This is a genomic window from Halosimplex marinum (assembly GCF_051414075.1).
Lineage (GTDB): Archaea > Halobacteriota > Halobacteria > Halobacteriales > Haloarculaceae > Halosimplex > Halosimplex marinum.
Genome location: NZ_JBLKNY010000005.1, coordinates 210,681 through 228,252, shown reverse-complemented (window position 1 = coordinate 228,252; position 17,572 = coordinate 210,681). Strand labels below are relative to the sequence as shown.

Genomic DNA, 17,572 nt, shown 5'->3' with positions numbered 1-17,572 from the left:
GGGTCGCCGGGAAGAACGTATCGGGGCGGTGATAGCCCGTCACACCCGAAAGAAACGCTTTACTGTCGGCCGGGGCGACCACCCGGTATGGACACGGCCGAGCGACTCGAACTCGCGACCCGCAACACGGCGGAGGTCGTCGAGGAATCGGAGCTGGAGGCGCTGTTCGACGAGGGGCGGCCGTCGGTGTACATCGGCTACGCCCCCACCGGCGAGATGCACATCGGCCACTTCACCACGATGCGCAAGCTCGCCGACTTCCTCGGCGCCGGCATGGACGTGACCGTCCTGATCGCCGACCTGCACGCCCACCTCGACGACAACAAGAGCCCCTTCGACCTGCTCGACGCCCGCTCGGCCTACTACGAGGCGACCATCGAGGCGATGATCGACGCCGCCGGCGCCGACGCCGATCAGATCTCCTTCGTCCGCGGTAGCGACTTCGAACTCGACGAGGAGTACACCCTCGAACTGCTCCGCATGGCCGCCGAGACGACCATCTCCCGCGCCCAGCGGGCCGGCAGCGAGGTCGTCCGCGAGTCCGACTCGCCCAAGCTCGGCGGCCTGCTGTACCCGCTCATGCAGACGCTCGACGTGGACGCGCTCGACGCCGACGTGGCATACGGCGGCATCGACCAGCGCGGCATCTACATGCTCTCCCGGGAGGTCCTCCCCGACCACGGCGGCGAGGCGCCGGTCTGCGTCTTCGCGCCCCTCCTCTCGGGCCTCTCGGGCGGCAAGATGTCCGCCTCCGACGAGGCCTCGAAGGTCAACCTCAACGACACACGGGAGGACGTGGTCGAGAAGATCGGGGACGCCTACTGCCCGGCCGGCGAGCGCGAGGACAACGGCGTGCTGGAGTACCTCGAGTACCTCGTCTTCCCCGTCCTCGACGAGCGCGGCGAGAGCCTCGTCGTCGAGCGCCCCGAGGAGTACGGCGGCGACCTGACCTACGACGCCTACGAGCCGCTGGAGGCGGACTTCCTCTCGGGCGAGCTCCACCCGGCGGACCTCAAGCCCGCCGCCGGCGAGGCCATCTCGGAGGTCATCGCGCCCGTCCGCGAGCGGCTGAACGACCGGCCCGAACTGCTCCGCGACGCTTACCCCGAGAAGTACGACTGAGCGGCGTCGAGCGTTTTCATGCCCGGAGACCCGTCGCCGGCGTCGGTCCGCGCCACCTACGACCGCATCGCCGACCACTTCTCGAAGACCCGCGAGTACGCCTGGCCCGAGGTCGAGGACTTCCTCGAAGATCGGTCGGGCGCCGTGGGCCTGGACGTGGGATGTGGCAACGGGAGACACGCGGAGTTGCTCGCCGACAGGTGTGAGCGGACGCTCGGTGTTGACCTGAGCCGCGAGATGGTCGCGACCGCCGCCGAGCGGTCGGCCGAGCGCGGCTTCGACTACGCGCTCGCGCAGGCCGACGCGAGTTCGCTGCCGGTTCGGGACGGCGTCGCGGATCTGGTGGTGTTCGTCGCGACCCTGCCGCATCTCCCGTCCCGGGACCTGCGAGTGGCGAGCCTCGACGAGCTGGCGCGGGTACTGAGCGACGGGGGACGGGCGCTGGTCAGCGCCTGGTCGACCGAACACGACCGCTTCGATCGGGCCGAGGGGTTCGACACGACCGTCGAGTGGACGCTGCCGGGCGGGGAGGCCGTGGATCGGTTCTACCACATCTACGATCCCGACGAATTCCGGGCGGATGTGGGAGCGAGCGGGCTGTCGCTGGTCGAGTTCGAGGTGTCCAGCGGGAACTGCTACGGCGTGGTCCGGGCCGAAGGGAAACGGTCTTAATTCGCCGTCGGGAAGGTGGGAGTGCGCGCCGGTGGTCTAGTGGTAGGACCTGAGCCTTCCAAGCTCATGGCCCGGGTTCAAATCCCGGCCGGCGCAGTTCTGCGGTTCGCAAGCCGCAAGCAACAGCGGATCGATCGGTAACATAATTATCACGCTGAACGAGCGGTCCTGATATGGACGAGAGGCGCCTCGTCGTCGCACTGTTCGGAGCGGCCGTGGTCGCGGTCATCGGGTATCTCGTCTATCAGTTCATCGAGGCGTTCACCGTCTCCGTGTTCCTCTACTACTCCACCCGGCGGTTCCACAAGGCGCTCCGCCGGGCGCGGCTGACGGCGCGGGTCCGGGCGGTCGTCACCCTGTCGTCGCTGGTCGTCCCCCTCTTCCTCCTCATCAGCTACACGTTCGTGATCCTCGTCGTCGAGGCGCGGCAGTTCCTCAACGACTACCCGGTCGTCGACATCGTCTCGGAGAACCTCGGCTGGTTCGGCGGCGTCGAGACCATCCCCGAGTTCACCGCCCAGGGCGTCTACCGGGCCTACAAGAACGGGCACCTGGACGTGTTCGTCGAGTTCCTCCGCGAGAACGCGCCGTTCCTGGCGGGGCTGGTCTCGGATTTCTTCCTCAACCTCTTCATCGTCGTCGTCGTCACCTACTACCTCCTCGTCGACGGGGCGCGCATCCGCCGGTGGCTGTTGCGGTTCGACGACGACGCCATCGTCCGCGAGTACCTCGAAGCGGTCGACAGGGAGCTGGAGGCGGTCCTGTTCGGGAACCTCCTGAACGTCATCGTCACGTCGTTCATCGCGATCGCGGTGTTCCAGGGGTACAACGCCGCCGTGCCCGCGACGGTACGGGTCCCTTACCCCACGCTCGCCGGCGCGCTGACCGGCGTCGCGAGCCTGATCCCCGTCGTCGGCATGAAGGTCGTCTACGTCCCGCTCACCGGCGTGACCGCCGTCCCGGTCGCGCTCGCGTCCGACTCCTCGCTGGTGGTGTACATCGTCGGGCTGCTCCTGCTGGCGGTCGTCGTCGTCGACACGATCCCGGACCTGGTCCTCCGGCCGATACTCAGCGGCGAGACGACCCACGTCGGGCTGTTGATGCTCGCCTACACGCTCGGTCCCGTCGTGCTCGGGTTCTACGGGTTCTTCTTCGCGCCCATCCTCCTCGTCGTCGGGCTGACGTTCGCCAACACGGCGCTGCCTCGCCTGCTCGGCGCCGACGAGGACGACGGGCTCCACCGGGACCAGCTCCGCCTCGACGACTTCTGACCGCTCCGAACCGGGACCACTCGTCGCCGTCCCGGCGGTCGGACGGCCCGGTCGTCCCCGATCCAACTCGCGCCAGGCCCCGGAGAGTACGGCGAGTAAGGGCGCGTTATCCGGTCGGTAGGTGAGCCCAACGGCGGGAGTCGGGCTGGAACCGCGGACGGGCCGGAAGTCGGGCGTGTGACGCTGGGACACAAAGACGCGACTATCGACGGCGGCGGGGCGATTGGCCGGGCTTACGCGGCCGGGCGGATCCGTGGGCGGAGGATAACAAAGTGTATCTCGGCCTTGTCCTCGGTTGCATGACTCACGATAGATACACGAAAGCGATAGTCGGAGCCGTCGCTCTGACACTCGTCGTCAGCGTGCTGGCGGCGGGCGGGGCGGCGTCGTCGTTCGCGGCGCAGGAAGACGACGAGACGACCACACAGACGCAGGACACGTCGTACCTCCGGATCGGGCACTTCTCCCCGGACGCGCCCGCGGTGGACGTGACGGTCGACAACGAGACCGTCGTCGAGGGGGCGGAGTTCGGTGACGTGACCGGATACCTGGCGCTGGAGAGCGGCACCTACAACGCGACCATCGCGGTCGCCGACCAGCCGTCGAACGTGCTCTTCGAGGGGAACCTGACGCTCGAACCGCGGACCGTCGGGACGCTCGCCGCCAGCGGCGAGTTCTCCGCCGACGGGACCAGCGAGTTCCGGCCCGTCCTCTTCGAGGACGACGCCTGGGAGCCGGACAACGACTCCGCAGCGGTGAGCCTCGTCCACCTCTCGCCGGACGCGCCCGCGGTCGACGTCGTCGTCACCGAGGGCCCGACCGAGGAGACCGACGGCACCGCCACGCCCGGCGTCGGGACCGACACCGAGACGGAAACCGAGACCGGCACCGAGACGGAGACGGACACCGAAACGGGGACTGAAACCGAGACGGAAACGGCGACCGACGCGGGGACCGCGACGGCCACCGAAACCGCCGGCGGCTCGCCGACGGCGACGCCCACGTCGACGGTCGCGGGCGAGACTGACACGGCGACCGAGGCCGGGGCGACCGGGACGGCGACCGACACCGTCGGCGTCGACAACCTGATGCCGGCCCAGCAGGAGGAGGAAAACGAGACCTACCTCGCGCAGAACCTCACGTTCCAGAACGCGACCGACTACATGAACGTCCCGGCCGGTAACTACACGGTCGAGATCCGCGACAACGAGACCGGCGACGTGCTCGCCACGGTCGACCTCTCGGTCGACGGCGGCACCGCCTACTCCGTGTTCGCTGCGGGGTACGCGAACCCCGACGAGGGTCCCGCCGGCGCCTCGTTCACTACCATCCCGGTGGAGGACGCGACGATGACCGTCTCGCTACCCGAGACGGCGGCGCCGGTCAACGAGACCGCCACCGAGATGCCCGGGACCGAGACGGGCACCGAGACCGCGACCGACACCGAGACGGAGACGGAAACCGAGACGGACGGCGTCGGAACTGAGACCGCGACGGACACCGACGAGACCGATACGCCGACTGACGGCACGGCCACCGAGACGCCGACTGACGGCACGGCTACCGAAACGCCGACTGACGACGGCACGGCCACCGAAACGCCGACCGACGGCACGGCTACCGAGACGCCGACCGACGACGGCGCAGGTACTGACACTGCCACGGCGACCGAAGCGGGCGCCTGACTCGCGCGATCACTTTTTTCGCGGCAGTGCCGACGGATGTGACGAGATTCAAGACGCCGGCGTGCGAACGCCGGGGTGTGAGCGACGACACGCGGACGGACAGCGGTGACAGCCGTGCCGACGCGGACGGGGGGGCGGCCAGCGACACCGCCTGCGGCGGTCGGAACGGGTCGGGGCCGTCGGCCGGCGGCTCGAACCCGCGGTACGACCGGGTCCGCCGTCACCCGACGGCCGGGCCGCACAACTCGATCTTCCACTGGACCGACGCCCGCCACCCGCTCCGGGTGATGGTCAACTACGTCGTCGTCCTAATCTGTCGGGTCTGTCCGAGTATGCGGCTGAAGAACTGGCTGTTGCGCCGCATCGGCGTCACGGTCGGGACGGGCGTCGCGTGGGGGTTAGAGTCGACGCCGGACGTGTTCTGGCCGGACCTCATCACCGTCGAGGACCACGCGATCATCGGGTACGACGCGACGGTCCTCTGCCACGAGTTCCTCCAGGACGAGTACCGGACCGGGAAGGTCGTGATCGGGGAGCGCGCGATGGTCGGCGCCGGCGCGGTCGTCCTCCCGGGCGTCGAGATCGGGGCCGGCGCGCAGGTCGCGGCCAACTCGCTGGTCGCCGAGGACGTGCCGCCGGGCGCGACCGTCGCCGGCGTTCCGGCGACCGTGCAGGACGAGGAGTGACCGCACCACCGGCGACCCGCGGGCTGTTCGGCGAGGCGCCGTTCAGTCCCGGATGCGCACGATGCCGCTGGAGAAGACCTTCCCGTTGGGGACGATGTACTCCTCGCCGTCGCTCTCGATGCGCGTGGTGAACATGTCGACCTCCTGGACGATCCCCTCGTTGTCGTCGATACGGACGCGGTCGCCGATGCTGTACGGCTCGCGGAGCAGGAGGTAGGTGCCCGCTGCGCCCGACCGGAGCAGGTCCCAGAAGGCCACGAGGGCGACGACGACGATGGCGAACGCGTAGACGCCCAGCAGGACGACCAGCGCCATCGTCTCGACGCCGAGCTGGCCCAGCGCGATGAGGATCGCGACGTAGAAGATGCTGTACTTGACGAGCTCCGGGATGACGTTGACCTCGGGGAGCTTGACGCTCCGGAGGCGCTCACTGACGTGGAGTTTGGCCTTGTCGCCGACGATGAGGCCGATTATCAGCGCGAACGCGGCGACGAACAGGCTCGGGAGGAACCCGACCAGCCGCGTCCAGAACAGGTCCGGGTTGCCCAGCTGGGCGATGTTGACGGCGAGGACGATGGCGAGGACGTAGACGAAGACCGCCGCGATCGTCGAGACGATGCCGACCGTCGACGTGCCGAAGCTCCTGGCGGTGCGCTCGAAGGGCGTCCCCTCGACGGCGTCGGAGACGCCGGCGCCCCGCAGGAACTTCCTGGTCCACCGCCAGACGAGGTAGCTACCGATGACGCCCAGGAACAGCACGCCGATCGAGGCGGCGAAGGCACCCCGCTCCGAGAATATCGACCGGATGACCTCGGGCCACTCGATCTGCATCAGTACGCCTCCGGATCCAGCTCCAGGATGAGTTCGCCCGCCTTGAACGCACGGACCAGCCCGTCGCTCTCCGAGAGGACGATCGCGATGGCGTTCGTGTCCCGCGTGATCGCGCCGGCGGCCATGTGGCGGGCGCCCAGGCCCTTCGGGATGTCGACGCCCTCGGCGGACGGCTCCAGATAGCGGTAGGCCGAGACGATCTTCCCGGAGTCGGAGATGACGAAGGCGCCGTCGAGCCGGGAGAACTCCTTGAGCATCACGTTCACGATGGGGTCGCCGACGTGGACGTGGGACTTCTCGAAGGGGTTGTACGAGAGCGGCCGGGACTTGTTCATCACCTTCCCGGCGTCGCCGACGACGAAGAGGGCGCCGACGGGCTTGCCCTTCTGGCCCTTCTTGCCGAGTTCGACCGCCACCTCCAGCACGTCCCGGATGACCGACGGTTCCGCCCGGGAGTTGGCGAACAGGTCGTAGACCCCCGACTTCTCGAACTCGTCGGCGCGGACCCGCGCGACCGTGTCGGCGTCCTCGCCGAAGACCCTCGCGAGACAGACCAGCTCGGCCTCGTCGTCGATGTACCCGTGTTCGACGGCCCCCTCGACGCCGAACCGGATCCGGTCGCGCAGGTCCTCGAACTCCAGCGGCAGCTCCACGAACGCGTCGGCCTCCACGTCGTTGTCCGGCCCGACGACGACCAGGTCGTCGCCCGCCAGCGCCTCGTAGTGGGACCTCCCCGGCGAGAACAGACAGACCGCGTCCGCGTCGGCGACCAACTCCTGTAGAAACTCGTCCAGCCCGGTCATTGTCGTATCAACTCATCCGACAGGAAAAAGGGTTTCGGCACGTCTGACTCGCGTCGCGCGCTCGTCATGCGTGGCGGCCGAACCGACGGGTCACCCACCCCGTCACACCCTCGAAATGATTCCGATGTTATAGGTCCGGGAGCGACCGGTAGCGCGCCAGCACGCGGTCGCGAACGTCGGTCATCGGGACGCCGGCGACCCGGGCGAGCGCGAGCGCTCCGCCCATCGCGACCCCCTCCTTGGCCTCGCCGGCGACGTAGCCGTCGAACGCCGGGTGGTCGCCCTCGTCGAACCCGGGGTCGGTGACCGTCACCGACAGGTCCAGCGCGTCGGCCAGCCCGTCGAGGTCGACCGACGGGTCGTCGGCCACGAACGCCGTCGTCGCGAGTTCCAGCGACTGTTCGACGCCCGCGTGGCGCAACAGCGCCGCGACCGTCGCGAGCTGGGTCCCGCCGGCCAGCGTCACGGCGGTGTCGGTCTCCAGACAGCCCAGCGCGGTCCCCGCCGCGACGGCGAGGACGGGGTCGCCCATCCGGCGGAGCGCGACCTTCGGGTCGCCCGCCGCCGCGCCCTCGTCGAGCCCGCTCGCGGACAGCCCTTCGGCGACGACCTCGCGTTTCCGCTCGACCGGGTTCTCCGGGAGCGAGGAGGAGACGCCGACCCCCGAGCCCGCGCTCGCCCGCTCGCCCAGCGCAGCCTGGACGCCCAGCGCCGTCGTCGTCCCGCCCGGGATCGACTCACCCAGGTATATCGCATCGTCGGGGAGCGCCCGCCCGAACTGCCGCGCGGCCTCGAAGGCGCCGTGGGCCGTCGCCACCGGGTCCTCCTCGCGAACGTCCCCGCCGGGCCGCGCGCCCACGGTCACCGTCGGCGCGCCCGTCGGCTCCGCCAGCCCGGCGTCGACGACGGTCACGTCGAACCCCACGAGGTCACGCACCGCCCGCGTCACCAGCGCCGGCGTCGGCGTCCCCGTCGGGCTCACGGGCACGACCGGCGCCCGGATCGGCTCGCCGTAACAGACGATCTCCGCGTCCGCGCTCGGCGTGTGGACCATCACGTCCGAGTCGGCGCCCGCGGCGCTGATCCCGTCGATCGCCGCCGTCCGCGTCGTCCCGACGGCCAGCACTACGCGCACCGCTCGGTCCTCCGCACCGACCAGCCCCTGCGTGCGGGCCGCTCTCTCAGCGCGGTCTCGCGCTCGCTCATACCGACGGGTTCGCAGGCGACGGGTTAACTCCGTCGCCACGCCGTCCCCGTTCGGTGGGCCGACGCCGGGTCAGATGAAGTCGTCGACGCTCGGGCCGCCCGCGTCGTCGTCGTCCTCGTGTGCCGTCCCGCCGGCCATCAGCGTCAGCGGGTTGCGCGTCTGGAGCCACACGTGTCCCTCGCCGGTGAACTCCGTCACGTAGCCCTCCCCGCCCAGCATCGTCGACTTGATGCTGCCGTCGCGCTGGCGGCTCATCGACAGGCCCTCGGTCCAGGCGACGAGGTGGTCCTCGTCGACGGTCAGCGGCTCGCCCGGCGTCACGTCCACCTCGTACATCGACCCGTACGAGGAGACGAAGGCCATCCCCTGCCCGGAGATGCCCAGCACCGTCAGCTCCCCCGACGAGAAGAGGTTCGAGGTGTTGTTCAGCTCCGTCGAGCGCTCGACCAGCGGCTCCCACGCCAAAAGCGACCCCGACTGCGAGCGGATCGGCCCCTGCTCGCTGACGTTTATCGCCGTGATGTCGCCCGGGTGGTCGGGCACCAGCGTCACCGTCGAGTCGTCGTCCGTCGCGTAGTACGTGTTCTCGATCAGCCCGCGTTCGTCGCTCATCGCCCGCTTTGCCATCCCCATCACGCCGTCGTCGCCGCCGATGTTCGTCTCGTTGTCGATGCCCGCCGACTGGGTCATCATCGCACCCGGCTTCGTCTCGATCTCCTCACCCTCCGCCAGCGTCACCTCCAGCACCGCGTAGCTGGGACGCTTGTCGATCGTGTAACGCATCTCACCCGGAGTGTCGCTCACCGATTATTTATAACTTTCCTACATCTATCGGGGGTCGAGCCCCCGGCAGTTCTGTTCCTTGCGTACTGTTCGCGGTGAAAATGCGCGGGACCGGATTTGAACCGGCGGATCCCTACGGAACAGCGTCCTAAGCGCTGCGCCGTTTCCTGGCTTGGCTACCCGCGCGCATACGACGGTAATCCCCGAGGGCGTCAAGAAGGTGTCGTTACTCGGCGGACTCGACGCCGCGGAACTCGAAGCGGGCGCCGCCCTCGGCGCTCTCGGTCACCGCGGCCTCCCAGTCGTGGGCGCGGGCGACCTGCCGGACGATCGCCAGGCCGTAGCCGGTCCCGTCGACGGCCGTCGAGAACCCCGAGTCGAAGACGTTCGCGCGCTCGCTCGCGGGGATACCGCAACCGTCGTCCGCGACGTAGACGGTCCCGTCCCCGTCGGTGCCGACCGTCACCTCGACGGACTCCCCGTCGCCGTCGACCCCGTGTTTCACCGCGTTGATGAACAGGTTCTCCAGCAGCTGGGTGAGCCGTCCCCGATCGGCGACGACGGTGGGGTCGTCGTCGACGACCAGCGAGCTCTCGCCGGTGGCGATGTGGTCCCAGGCGGTGCGGGCGACCTCGGCGAGCGACACCGGTTCGGTCTCGCCGAGCTCCTCGCCCTGGCGGGCCATCCGGAGCAGGTCCCCCAGCAGTTCGTCCATCCGGTCGAGCGCGTCGAGGGCGTCGTCGAGGTAGCGGTCTTCGCCCGTCTGCCGGGCCATCTCCATGCGGTGTCTGACCGCCCCCATCGGGTTGCGCAGGTCGTGGCCGATGACGCTCGCGAACTCGTTGAGCCGGTCGTTCTGCTCCCGGAGGCGCCGCTCGCGCTCCTTCTGGTCGGTGATGTCGACGTAGACCGCGTAGCCGACCGCGCGGTCGTCCGCCTCGACGGGGACGTTCCGGAAGAGGAACTCCCGGGTACCGTCGGTCGTCTCCCGTTCGATCTCGACGTGGAGGCGGTCGCCGGCCCGCACCCGCTCGTCGAGCGACGCCGCCTCGTCCTCCTTGCCCTCTGGGACGACCAGGTCGTTCAGCGGCTCGCCGACGGCGACGGCGGGGTCGTAGCCGAACGTCTCGACGAACGCGGGGTTGACCGACTCGACGACCGGCTCGCCGTCGGCGAACTCGTATTCGATCACCGGGTCCGGCGTGTCCGCGAACAGCGCCTCCAGCCGCCGCCGGGCCCGTCGGTCGCCATCCGACTCCGGTCCCGTCCCGGACTCGGTCCCGGGCCCGAGCCCCCGCCCGCAGTCGAGTACGCGCTCGACCGCGTCGACGAGTCGGTCCGCCGACCCGGGGACGTACTCGGCGGCCCCCGCGGCGACCGTCCGGTGGGCCAGTGACTCGTCGCCGTCGGGGGCGAAAACGACGACCGGCGGCCCGCGCGCGCTCCCCTCCACCGTCTCGACCGGCTCGACCGCGTCCGAGAGCGCCGCAGCGTCGCAGACCACGCAGTCCGGCCGCTCCGTGTCGAGCACGTCGGCGACCGCCTCGGCGCCCGACCGCACGACGGCGTACCCCGCTCGTTCGAGGCTGTCGGGGCCGTCCGCGTCGGATCCTCCGGCTGCTGACGCGTCGCCGACCCACAGAACCGTCGCTCGATCGCTCATTGTCCAGTGGTGTGTCGTCCCTTCGTTTACAAGTATCGACCTGATTCCCGGCGGCGATACCGTCCGGTCGCGACCGCGTTCAGTCGGTCGCGCCGACGTTCTCGGTGCTCTCCGGGCAGGGCGGGTCCGGCTCGATGTCCGCGTACTCGACGACCCGCTGACCCAGCGTCCGCACGCGCTCGGCGTCGCCCTCCTCGCGCAGGTCGGGGCCGTCGAACTTCGTCCGGACCTTCGGGAGCGCGACCTGGTGGGGCACCACCCAGGCGTTGAGCGAGCGGGCGACCGACCGCAGGTGGTCGAGCGACGTGATCGGGAAGGAGCCGCCGGCGACGCAGAGCAGGCCGACCGTCGTGTTCTCGAACTCGTCGAACCCGCAGTAGTCCAGCGCCGTCTTGAGCGCCGAGGAGTACGAGCCGTGGTAGACGGGCGTACCGAACACGACCGAGTCGGCACGCTGCAGGCGCTCGCGCAGTTCCGGGGCGTCGCCGGCGTCGTCGTCGTCCGCGTCGAACACCGGCAGGTCCAGCTCGCGGAGGTCGACCAGGTCGACGCTGGCACCCCGGTCCTCGGCCTCGTCGAGGACGATACGCAGCGCCCGCCGCGTGTAGCTCTCCTCGCGGAGACTGCCGCAGAGGGCGACGACGTGTGGTCGGTCGGGCATACCGGCTCTCCGAAGGGCCGGGTAAAAACCGCGGCGGTCGAGGTGTCGCCGGCGGGGCCGAGGCCCGTAGGCCGGCGGTTCAGATCCCCCGGACGGTCTCGATGACGCCGGCGGATTCGAGGCCCATCCACGCGAGGAAGACGGCGTACAGCCCGAGAAACACGTAGGCCTCGCGGTCGGTGATCTCCAGTCCGGTGCGGGCGAAGACGATGAACACGAGGGTCGCGAGCGCGAGAAAGCCCATCGTCGGGATGGCTGCCAGGAAGTCGATGGTCGCCTCCCCGGCCAGCAGGACGCCGACGGGGATGGCGACGAGGAGGTTGAAGGTGTTGCTCCCGAGGACGTTCGCGAGGCTGGTGACGTCGTCGTCGTCGCGGGCGGCGTTGACGCTGACGAACGTGTCCGGCAGGCTCGTCCCCGCGGCGATGACCGTCAGCCCCCAGAAGAACGTCGGCGTCCCGAAGGCTTCGCCAAGCGCGAGCGCCGCGCGGACGATCCCCTCGACGCCGACCGCGATCACCACCAGCGAGACCGCCAGCGTCCCCCACTCCCGGAGCGCGCTGACGCTGTCGGCGGGGTCGGCGACGTGGTCGCTGGCGTCCTGCTGGTGGAGGAAGACGTAGACGCCGTAGGTGGCCAGCGGGACGACGACCAGCGCCGGCGTCAACAGCGCCTCGCGGTTCGTCCCCCCGGGGACGTAGGTCGCCCCGAGCGCGAAGACGATGAACAGGACGAGGATGCTGATGACGTAGAACTGAGCGTCCTTGTGGACGATATCGCGGGTCGAGGTCAGCTCCTCGCTGGCCAGCGCCGAGACGGCGGGGATCACGAGGAGGTTGAAGATGGCGCTGCCGACGATGGCGCCGACGCCCAGCGAGAACTCGCCGTGGACGACCGTGCTGATGACGATGGAACTGATCTCGGGGAAGCTCGACCCGACGGCGACGACGACCGCGCCGTGGACGGCCACCGGCAGGCCGTAATACCTGCTGAGCCGCTCGGCGGCCCGCTCGAACAGCCCGCTGCCCTTCCAGATGACGACCGTCGCGACCGCCGCCAGCGCGACCGCGCCGAGGGGTCCGACCATCGACGGCCGGTTTGGTGCCCGGGGGTAACAATCTGCCCCTCCCGGTCCCGGCGAGTCCGACGAGCCACGGCGGCGGTCACTTCCGGAGACAGGCGCGACCCGCCGACTCGTCGTAGTCGACCAGCCCGTCGTCGTCCAGGTCCGAGAGGAGGTCGGAAAGCCACTCGCGGCCGTACTCGCCGTCGGGCGCGTAGTCGACGCGGACCCTCGGGCCGAGGTCGTCGAGCGGGAGTTCCTCGTGGGCGCCGAGGACGTTCACGACCCGGCCGCGCATCTGCCGACGAGACCCCTCGAAGTCGGGCTGGGTCGGCACGTCCGGCGCGGTGAAATCGCCCGTTTCGTAGGCGTGACACCACTCCCGCCACGGACAGCCCGCCTCGTCGCAGGCGGGCGTCTTCTCGCAGGCGACCCCGCCCAGTTCCATGATCGCGTTGTTCCAGACGCGGGACTCCCCCTCCGGCATCAACTCGGCGGCGACCCGCTCGAAGGTGTCGTCGTCGTCCGGCACGTCGAACGCGCGGTAGAGCACCCGCTTGACGTTCGTGTCGACCACCGCGTCCCCGTTGTTGAACGCGAAGCTGGCGACGGCGTTGGCGGTGTAGGGGCCGACGCCCATCAGCTCGGAGAGGTCGTCGGGCGACTCGGGGAACTCGCCGCCGTACTCGGACTCGACCTGGTCGGCGGCCTCGTGGAGGTACTTCGCGCGGTTGTTGTAGCCGAGGCTGTGGTCGCTCCAGAACCCGACCACGTCGGCGCGGTCGGCGGCCGCCAGATCCGCGGTCGTCGGCCACCGCTCCAGGAACGCCTCCCAGGCGTCGACCACCCGGGAGAGCTGAGTCTGCTGGCTCATCACCTCCGAGACGAGGATCTCGTAGGGGTCGTCGGTCCGCCGCCAGGGAAAGTCGCGGTGGTCGGCCTCGTACCAGTCCACCAGCGCCTCGCGGACGGCGTCGGCGTCGTCGGGGAGGAACGCGTCCGCTGGCGCGTCCGCCTCCGTCTCCGCGTCGGCGTCACTCATCGTGAGAGCGTATCGGCCGGACCCGCTTGGGGGTGGCGATCGGTGGCGAGAGCGGACCGAGGAAAACGGCTTCAGACCAGTGCGGCGACCGCAGGCGTCGCGGCCGCCACCGCGCCGACAGCGGACTGGACGGCGTTCGAGACGGCTCCGACGACCGTCTCCCAGACCGAGAAGTCCGTGAAGATGGCGAGGAAGGTGTCGAGGCCGAAGAAGAAGAACACGCTCGCGCCGAACAGGTGGGCCTTCGCCGCGTCGAACCGGCCCGAGAACGTGCTGAAGAAGTAGGCGTTGGCGAGGCTGATGGGGATGATGACGAGCATCTCTCCCACCCAGATGCCCGGGTGGGCACCGTACTGGACGGCGAGGCTGATCGTGACGAGCTGGGTCTTGTCGCCGAACTCGCCGACCGCCATCAGCACGAAGATCGGGAGGAAGTTCCCGAAGCGGTCGGGCACGTCCCGGCCCAGCACCGACACGTCGAGGTCGCCGCTCCCGCCGACGCCCGCGTACCCGCCGTCGGTCTCGGCCGCGGCCGCCTCCTCGGGCGAGCGGTCGCCGTCGCCCGGTGGGACGCGGCCGCCCTCGGGGATCGACCGGAGGAGCAACGCGCCGAACAGCAGGAACAGCGCCCCCGAGATGGCGTCGAGGTACACCGGCGGCAGCGCCCCCTTCAGCGCCTGGCCGAACCAGACCTCCAGCGCCGTCCAGCCGGCGAAGGCCAGCCCCGCCGCGCCGACGACCGTCAGCGGGCGGAACCGCGTCGCCAGCCCCGCGATGATGAACTGCACCTTCTCGCCGGGCAGGACGATCAACTGCGCGACCATCGCCGCGAACATCACCGTCAGAAAGTCGCTCACGGCGTATCTACCCCCCGCCCGACAGTCGAGCCGGCGGCGCCGCTCCGCCGGACGGTCCGCACGTGACGCATCATATCCGCAGATTAGACCAGTCTAAATCAAAAGCCTGGCGAACGCGGTAGCGGGCGGTCGGGGGTCGGGGCGACCGGACCGCACGGCGAGTCTGCCGTCCGGCGGCCTCACTCCGGGGATATCACGTCTTCGCGGCCGAGCAGCGTGGCCTCCGTCCAGTAGCGCTCGAAGGCGTCTTCGGCCCACTCGCGGACGGCGGCGTCGTCGGTGTCGACGGCCGCCCGGAGGACGCCGCTGTCGTCGCGGACCAGCAGGTGGACCCGCCCGTCGGCGACGGTCCCCGCGACCGGGACGCCGGCCGAGCGGACCCGGACGGCGGCCGAGTCCGCGTCGACGAGCGTCAGAAGGTCGCGGCGGAGGCCGTCCTCGCTCGTCAGCGCGTCGACGGCCTCGGGGGAGAAGACGCCCCGGAACCGGACCTCGCCCGCGGCGGCCCGCTCGGCCAGCAGCGAGAGCGTCCCCTCGTTGAACGCGTGGGAGAACGCCCGCACCTCGTCGGCCTCCCGCTCCAGGTCGAGCAGTCGCTGGACCGGCGCCGACGGGCGGGTCTCGGTGGGAACGGTGATCGTCGCGTCGGTCAGTCGCGCGAGGTCGAATCCCAGCTCCTCGGTCGGGAGGTACGCGACGATGTCCCGCAGGTCCCGTTCGAGTTCGAGCGCCCCCAGGAGATCCGAGAACGCGTCGGCGACCAGCTCGCCCGTGGCCGTCGCCTCGTAGCCGCCGTCCGTCCGCCGGACCCACGACCGCTCCTCGAAGTCCGCGAGGATCCGACCGAGCGTGGCCTGGGAGGCGCCCGTCTCGTCGGCCAACTCCGACCGGCTCCGCGACCCCTCGGCGAGCGACCGCAGGACGGCAACCCGGTTGGCCGAGAGCGCGAGGAACTCCACGTCTTCGAGCGCCGCGTCCATACCGGGAGTGGCGCCGCTCGGGCTAAACCGTTTTCGGGCCGCCCGACCCGCGCGGGACGACGCTCTCGGGTGCGTTCTTCACGGTTCGAAATCGTTTCGCGCCGTGCAATCCCGACATCCGTCGCCGCGCTTGCCCGCCGCTCAAGGATTTCTGAACGGGCCTATAAGGCTTCGAACCGTACGGTGTTCCACGATGTTCTCTCACGTCATCTACTCGCAGTCGACGCGATCGCTCGCAGGCGGGCGTCCGTCGAGCGCGACCCTCCCGACCGCGGGGGTATCGCCGTGATCGGCCGCAGGACCGTCGCGGCGTTCCTCGCGACGAGCGTGCTGTTCGGCGGGACCTTCGTCGCCGCGAAGGGCGGTCTGGAGTTCTTTCCGCCGCTTCTGTTCGTCGCGCTCCGGTTCGACATCGCGGCCGTCGCGCTGATAGCGTACGTGTTGCTGACCCGCTCCCGTTCGGATCTGATCCCGCGGACGCGGGGCGATCTGGGGGGGATCGTCGCGACCGGCCTGTTCGCCATCGGGCTGACGAACGCCCTGCTGTTCGTCGGCCAGCAGTACGTCACCAGCGGCGTCGCCGCCATCATCGCGAGCCTCAACCCCATCCTGACGCCGGTGCTCGCCGCGGTCCTGCTCGCAGACGAGCGGCTCTCGGCCCGCGGCGCCGTCGGGATGGCCGTGGGACTGGTCGGCGTCGCGCTCGTGGCCAACCCCGACCCGTCGGCGTTCGGCGCCGGCGGCCTGCTCGGCGAGGGGATCATGCTCGTCAGCGCGGTCTGCGGCGCGCTCGGGTCCGTGCTGATCCGTCGGGCCGACGCCGACCTGTCCAGCACCGTCCGCACCGCGTGGGGCCTCCCGCTGGCGGCCGTCGTCACCCACGGGCTCAGCCTGGCGGCCGGCGAGTCGCCCGCCGCGATCACGTGGACGCCCGGCGCGGTCCTCGCGCTCGCCTACGTCGCCCTCTTGGCCGGCGCCGTCGCCTACATCGCGTACTTCGGCCTCATCGACGAGGTGGGCGCCATCCGCGCGAACCTCGCGTTCTACGTCGTCCCGCTCGTGGCGACGCTCGGCGGGTGGGCGCTACTGGGCGAGACGGTTTCGGGCCTCGCCGTCGTCGGCTTCCTCGTCGTCTTCGCCGGCTTCGCCGTCATCGGCAGCGAGTCGTTCGCCCGCCCCGGGCTCCGGGAGACGCTCCCTGGCCGACTGCTCGCATCCGAGAGCCTCCGCTCGCTCGACGACGCCTACGCGACCGACGGCGGGACCGACGACCGCCCTGCCAGCGATCGCCGGATCGACGGCGACGGACGGGGTCGTCCCGCCGACGACTGAGGTCCGCCACGCCGACGCACCGACGCGCCATCCGGTCTCCCCGCGGTCACTCCCCCTCGAACGCGGGCTCGCGGCTCTCGACGAACGCGCGGACGCCCTCCTCGTGGTCGTCGGTCGAGGCGGAGACGATCTGGGCGGCGGCCTCGTTCTCGATGGCCTCGTCCAGCGAACTCGTGGTCCCCTGCTCGACGAGTCGCTTCGACTGCTTCAGCGCGACCGTCGGCCCGGAGGCGATCCGTTCGACCGTCCCCGCGACGCGCTCGTCGAACGCCTCGTCGTCGTAGACGTGGTTGAACAGCCCCACCTCCTCGGCGCGGTCGGCGTCGATGAGTTCGCCGGTGAACAGGAGTTCCTTCGCGACGTTCTCGCCGACGACCCGCGGAAGCAGGTACGAGGCGCCGGAGTCGGCGTTGAGCCCGACCTGGCGGAAGCCGAAGCTTATCTTGGCCGACTCGCTGGCGAGAAGCACGTCGCAGGCGACGGCGAGCGCGCCGCCGGCGCCGTAGGCCGGGCCGTGGATCTTCGCGACAGTCGGGAGGTCGCAGGTCGCAACCGCCCGGACGGCGCCAGCCGTCTCTTCGACGATGCGTTCGACCCGTTCGTGGGCGGGCGTCTCGCCGTCTCGCGGGCCGGACGGCCCGCTCGACTGTTCCGAGGCGCTTCGCGCCTCGCTATCCAGCCCGTCCACCATCGCGTCGATGTCGCCGCCGGCGCAGAAGGTGGGACCGTTCCCGGCGAGGACGACGCAGCGGGCCTCGTCGGGGACCGCCGCCATCGCGTCGATCAGGTCGTTGGCGACGCCGCTGGTCAGCGCGTTGCGCATCTCCGGGTGGTCGAGCGTGACCGTCGCGACGCCGTCGGATACGTCGAGCGTGACGTGTTCCATGCTCCCGGAGTGGGCCGCCGGCCGGTTA

Annotated in this window: 17 protein-coding genes and 2 tRNA genes; 7 read left to right on the top strand and 12 right to left on the bottom strand. The window is 70.3% G+C overall.

The genetic code is table 11. The features are described 5' to 3' along the window. The first annotated feature begins 87 nt into the window (after positions 1 to 87). The 6 genes from ACMGFI_RS14480 to ACMGFI_RS14455 all read left to right on the top strand — a co-directional run bounded on the left by ACMGFI_RS14480 (position 88) and on the right by ACMGFI_RS14455 (position 5,436). Complete coding sequence (locus tag ACMGFI_RS14480) at positions 88 to 1,122, top strand: tyrosine--tRNA ligase (RefSeq protein WP_436910526.1); 1,035 nt, start codon at positions 88 to 90, stop codon at positions 1,120 to 1,122. A gap of 18 nt (positions 1,123 to 1,140) precedes the next feature. Further along, positions 1,141 to 1,794, top strand: coding sequence for a class I SAM-dependent methyltransferase (locus ACMGFI_RS14475; protein ID WP_436910525.1), 654 nt, complete (start codon positions 1,141 to 1,143; stop codon positions 1,792 to 1,794). A gap of 25 nt (positions 1,795 to 1,819) precedes the next feature. After that, positions 1,820 to 1,890, top strand: a tRNA-Gly gene (locus ACMGFI_RS14470). A 77-nt stretch (positions 1,891 to 1,967) separates the two neighbouring features. Then, positions 1,968 to 3,065 carry an AI-2E family transporter gene (locus ACMGFI_RS14465; RefSeq protein WP_436910524.1) on the top strand — a complete coding sequence of 366 codons (1,098 nt, stop codon included), beginning with the start codon at positions 1,968 to 1,970 and terminating at the stop codon, positions 3,063 to 3,065. Between the two features lie 299 nt (positions 3,066 to 3,364). Continuing rightward, positions 3,365 to 4,750 carry a DUF4397 domain-containing protein gene (locus ACMGFI_RS14460; protein WP_436910523.1) on the top strand — a complete coding sequence of 462 codons (1,386 nt, stop codon included), beginning with the start codon at positions 3,365 to 3,367 and terminating at the stop codon, positions 4,748 to 4,750. Between the two features lie 77 nt (positions 4,751 to 4,827). Next, the gene (locus ACMGFI_RS14455) at positions 4,828 to 5,436 is read left to right on the top strand and encodes an acyltransferase (RefSeq protein ID WP_436910522.1); all 609 of its coding nucleotides are present in this window, start codon (positions 4,828 to 4,830) and stop codon (positions 5,434 to 5,436) included. Between the two features lie 42 nt (positions 5,437 to 5,478). On the opposite strand, the gene ACMGFI_RS14450 is transcribed toward ACMGFI_RS14455, so the two are convergent. From ACMGFI_RS14450 to ACMGFI_RS14400, 11 genes are all read right to left on the bottom strand, one after another. After that, the gene (locus ACMGFI_RS14450; RefSeq protein WP_436910521.1) at positions 5,479 to 6,267 is read right to left on the bottom strand and encodes a mechanosensitive ion channel family protein; all 789 of its coding nucleotides are present in this window, start codon (positions 6,265 to 6,267) and stop codon (positions 5,479 to 5,481) included. Then, on the bottom strand, positions 6,267 to 7,070 hold the full coding sequence (gene dacZ / locus ACMGFI_RS14445) for a diadenylate cyclase DacZ (RefSeq protein ID WP_436910520.1): 804 nt from the start codon (positions 7,068 to 7,070) through the stop codon (positions 6,267 to 6,269). Before dacZ ends, ACMGFI_RS14450 begins: the two co-directional genes overlap by 1 nt. A 127-nt stretch (positions 7,071 to 7,197) precedes the next feature. After that, entirely contained in the window at positions 7,198 to 8,205 is a 1,008-nt protein-coding gene (locus tag ACMGFI_RS14440) for a nicotinate-nucleotide--dimethylbenzimidazole phosphoribosyltransferase (RefSeq protein WP_436910519.1), read from the bottom strand. 141 nt (positions 8,206 to 8,346) lie between these two features. Beyond that, complete coding sequence (locus tag ACMGFI_RS14435) at positions 8,347 to 9,060, bottom strand: TIGR00266 family protein (protein ID WP_436910518.1); 714 nt, start codon at positions 9,058 to 9,060, stop codon at positions 8,347 to 8,349. A 102-nt stretch (positions 9,061 to 9,162) separates the two neighbouring features. After that, a tRNA-Leu gene (locus tag ACMGFI_RS14430) sits at positions 9,163 to 9,246 on the bottom strand. 40 nt (positions 9,247 to 9,286) lie between these two features. After that, the gene (locus tag ACMGFI_RS14425) at positions 9,287 to 10,723 is read right to left on the bottom strand and encodes a receiver/sensor box histidine kinase (protein WP_436910517.1); all 1,437 of its coding nucleotides are present in this window, start codon (positions 10,721 to 10,723) and stop codon (positions 9,287 to 9,289) included. A 79-nt stretch (positions 10,724 to 10,802) separates the two neighbouring features. Further along, entirely contained in the window at positions 10,803 to 11,384 is a 582-nt protein-coding gene (locus ACMGFI_RS14420; protein ID WP_436910516.1) for an NADPH-dependent FMN reductase, read from the bottom strand. 79 nt (positions 11,385 to 11,463) lie between these two features. Next, positions 11,464 to 12,471 (bottom strand): sodium:calcium antiporter, encoded by a 1,008-nt coding sequence (locus ACMGFI_RS14415; protein ID WP_436910515.1) that lies wholly within the window; start codon positions 12,469 to 12,471, stop codon positions 11,464 to 11,466. A gap of 76 nt (positions 12,472 to 12,547) precedes the next feature. Next, positions 12,548 to 13,489, bottom strand: coding sequence for an HhH-GPD family protein (locus tag ACMGFI_RS14410; RefSeq protein WP_436910514.1), 942 nt, complete (start codon positions 13,487 to 13,489; stop codon positions 12,548 to 12,550). Between the two features lie 71 nt (positions 13,490 to 13,560). Further along, positions 13,561 to 14,346 (bottom strand): TMEM165/GDT1 family protein, encoded by a 786-nt coding sequence (locus tag ACMGFI_RS14405; protein WP_436910513.1) that lies wholly within the window; start codon positions 14,344 to 14,346, stop codon positions 13,561 to 13,563. A gap of 179 nt (positions 14,347 to 14,525) precedes the next feature. After that, a complete protein-coding gene (locus ACMGFI_RS14400; protein WP_436910512.1) occupies positions 14,526 to 15,326 on the bottom strand; it encodes a helix-turn-helix transcriptional regulator in 801 nt (266 codons plus the stop codon). A gap of 285 nt (positions 15,327 to 15,611) precedes the next feature. Between ACMGFI_RS14400 and ACMGFI_RS14395 the strand changes: the two genes are divergently transcribed. After that, positions 15,612 to 16,658, top strand: coding sequence for a DMT family transporter (locus ACMGFI_RS14395; protein WP_436910511.1), 1,047 nt, complete (start codon positions 15,612 to 15,614; stop codon positions 16,656 to 16,658). A gap of 46 nt (positions 16,659 to 16,704) precedes the next feature. Here ACMGFI_RS14395 and ACMGFI_RS14390 read toward each other — a convergent pair whose 3' ends face one another. Next, the gene (locus ACMGFI_RS14390; protein ID WP_436910510.1) at positions 16,705 to 17,544 is read right to left on the bottom strand and encodes an enoyl-CoA hydratase/isomerase family protein; all 840 of its coding nucleotides are present in this window, start codon (positions 17,542 to 17,544) and stop codon (positions 16,705 to 16,707) included. Between the last annotated feature and the right edge of the window lie 28 nt (positions 17,545 to 17,572).

Coding starts and splice junctions, on each gene's coding strand:
- ACMGFI_RS14480 (WP_436910526.1), top strand. CDS start 88: ATGGACACGGCCGAGCGACTCGAACTCGCGACCCGCAACACGGCGGAG.
- ACMGFI_RS14475 (WP_436910525.1), top strand. CDS start 1,141: ATGCCCGGAGACCCGTCGCCGGCGTCGGTCCGCGCCACCTACGACCGC.
- ACMGFI_RS14465 (WP_436910524.1), top strand. CDS start 1,968: ATGGACGAGAGGCGCCTCGTCGTCGCACTGTTCGGAGCGGCCGTGGTC.
- ACMGFI_RS14460 (WP_436910523.1), top strand. CDS start 3,365: ATGACTCACGATAGATACACGAAAGCGATAGTCGGAGCCGTCGCTCTG.
- ACMGFI_RS14450 (WP_436910521.1), bottom strand. CDS start 6,267: ATGCAGATCGAGTGGCCCGAGGTCATCCGGTCGATATTCTCGGAGCGG.
- dacZ (WP_436910520.1), bottom strand. CDS start 7,070: ATGACCGGGCTGGACGAGTTTCTACAGGAGTTGGTCGCCGACGCGGAC.
- ACMGFI_RS14435 (WP_436910518.1), bottom strand. CDS start 9,060: ATGCGTTACACGATCGACAAGCGTCCCAGCTACGCGGTGCTGGAGGTG.
- ACMGFI_RS14425 (WP_436910517.1), bottom strand. CDS start 10,723: ATGAGCGATCGAGCGACGGTTCTGTGGGTCGGCGACGCGTCAGCAGCC.
- ACMGFI_RS14420 (WP_436910516.1), bottom strand. CDS start 11,384: ATGCCCGACCGACCACACGTCGTCGCCCTCTGCGGCAGTCTCCGCGAG.
- ACMGFI_RS14415 (WP_436910515.1), bottom strand. CDS start 12,471: ATGGTCGGACCCCTCGGCGCGGTCGCGCTGGCGGCGGTCGCGACGGTC.
- ACMGFI_RS14410 (WP_436910514.1), bottom strand. CDS start 13,489: ATGAGTGACGCCGACGCGGAGACGGAGGCGGACGCGCCAGCGGACGCG.
- ACMGFI_RS14400 (WP_436910512.1), bottom strand. CDS start 15,326: ATGGACGCGGCGCTCGAAGACGTGGAGTTCCTCGCGCTCTCGGCCAAC.
- ACMGFI_RS14390 (WP_436910510.1), bottom strand. CDS start 17,544: ATGGAACACGTCACGCTCGACGTATCCGACGGCGTCGCGACGGTCACG.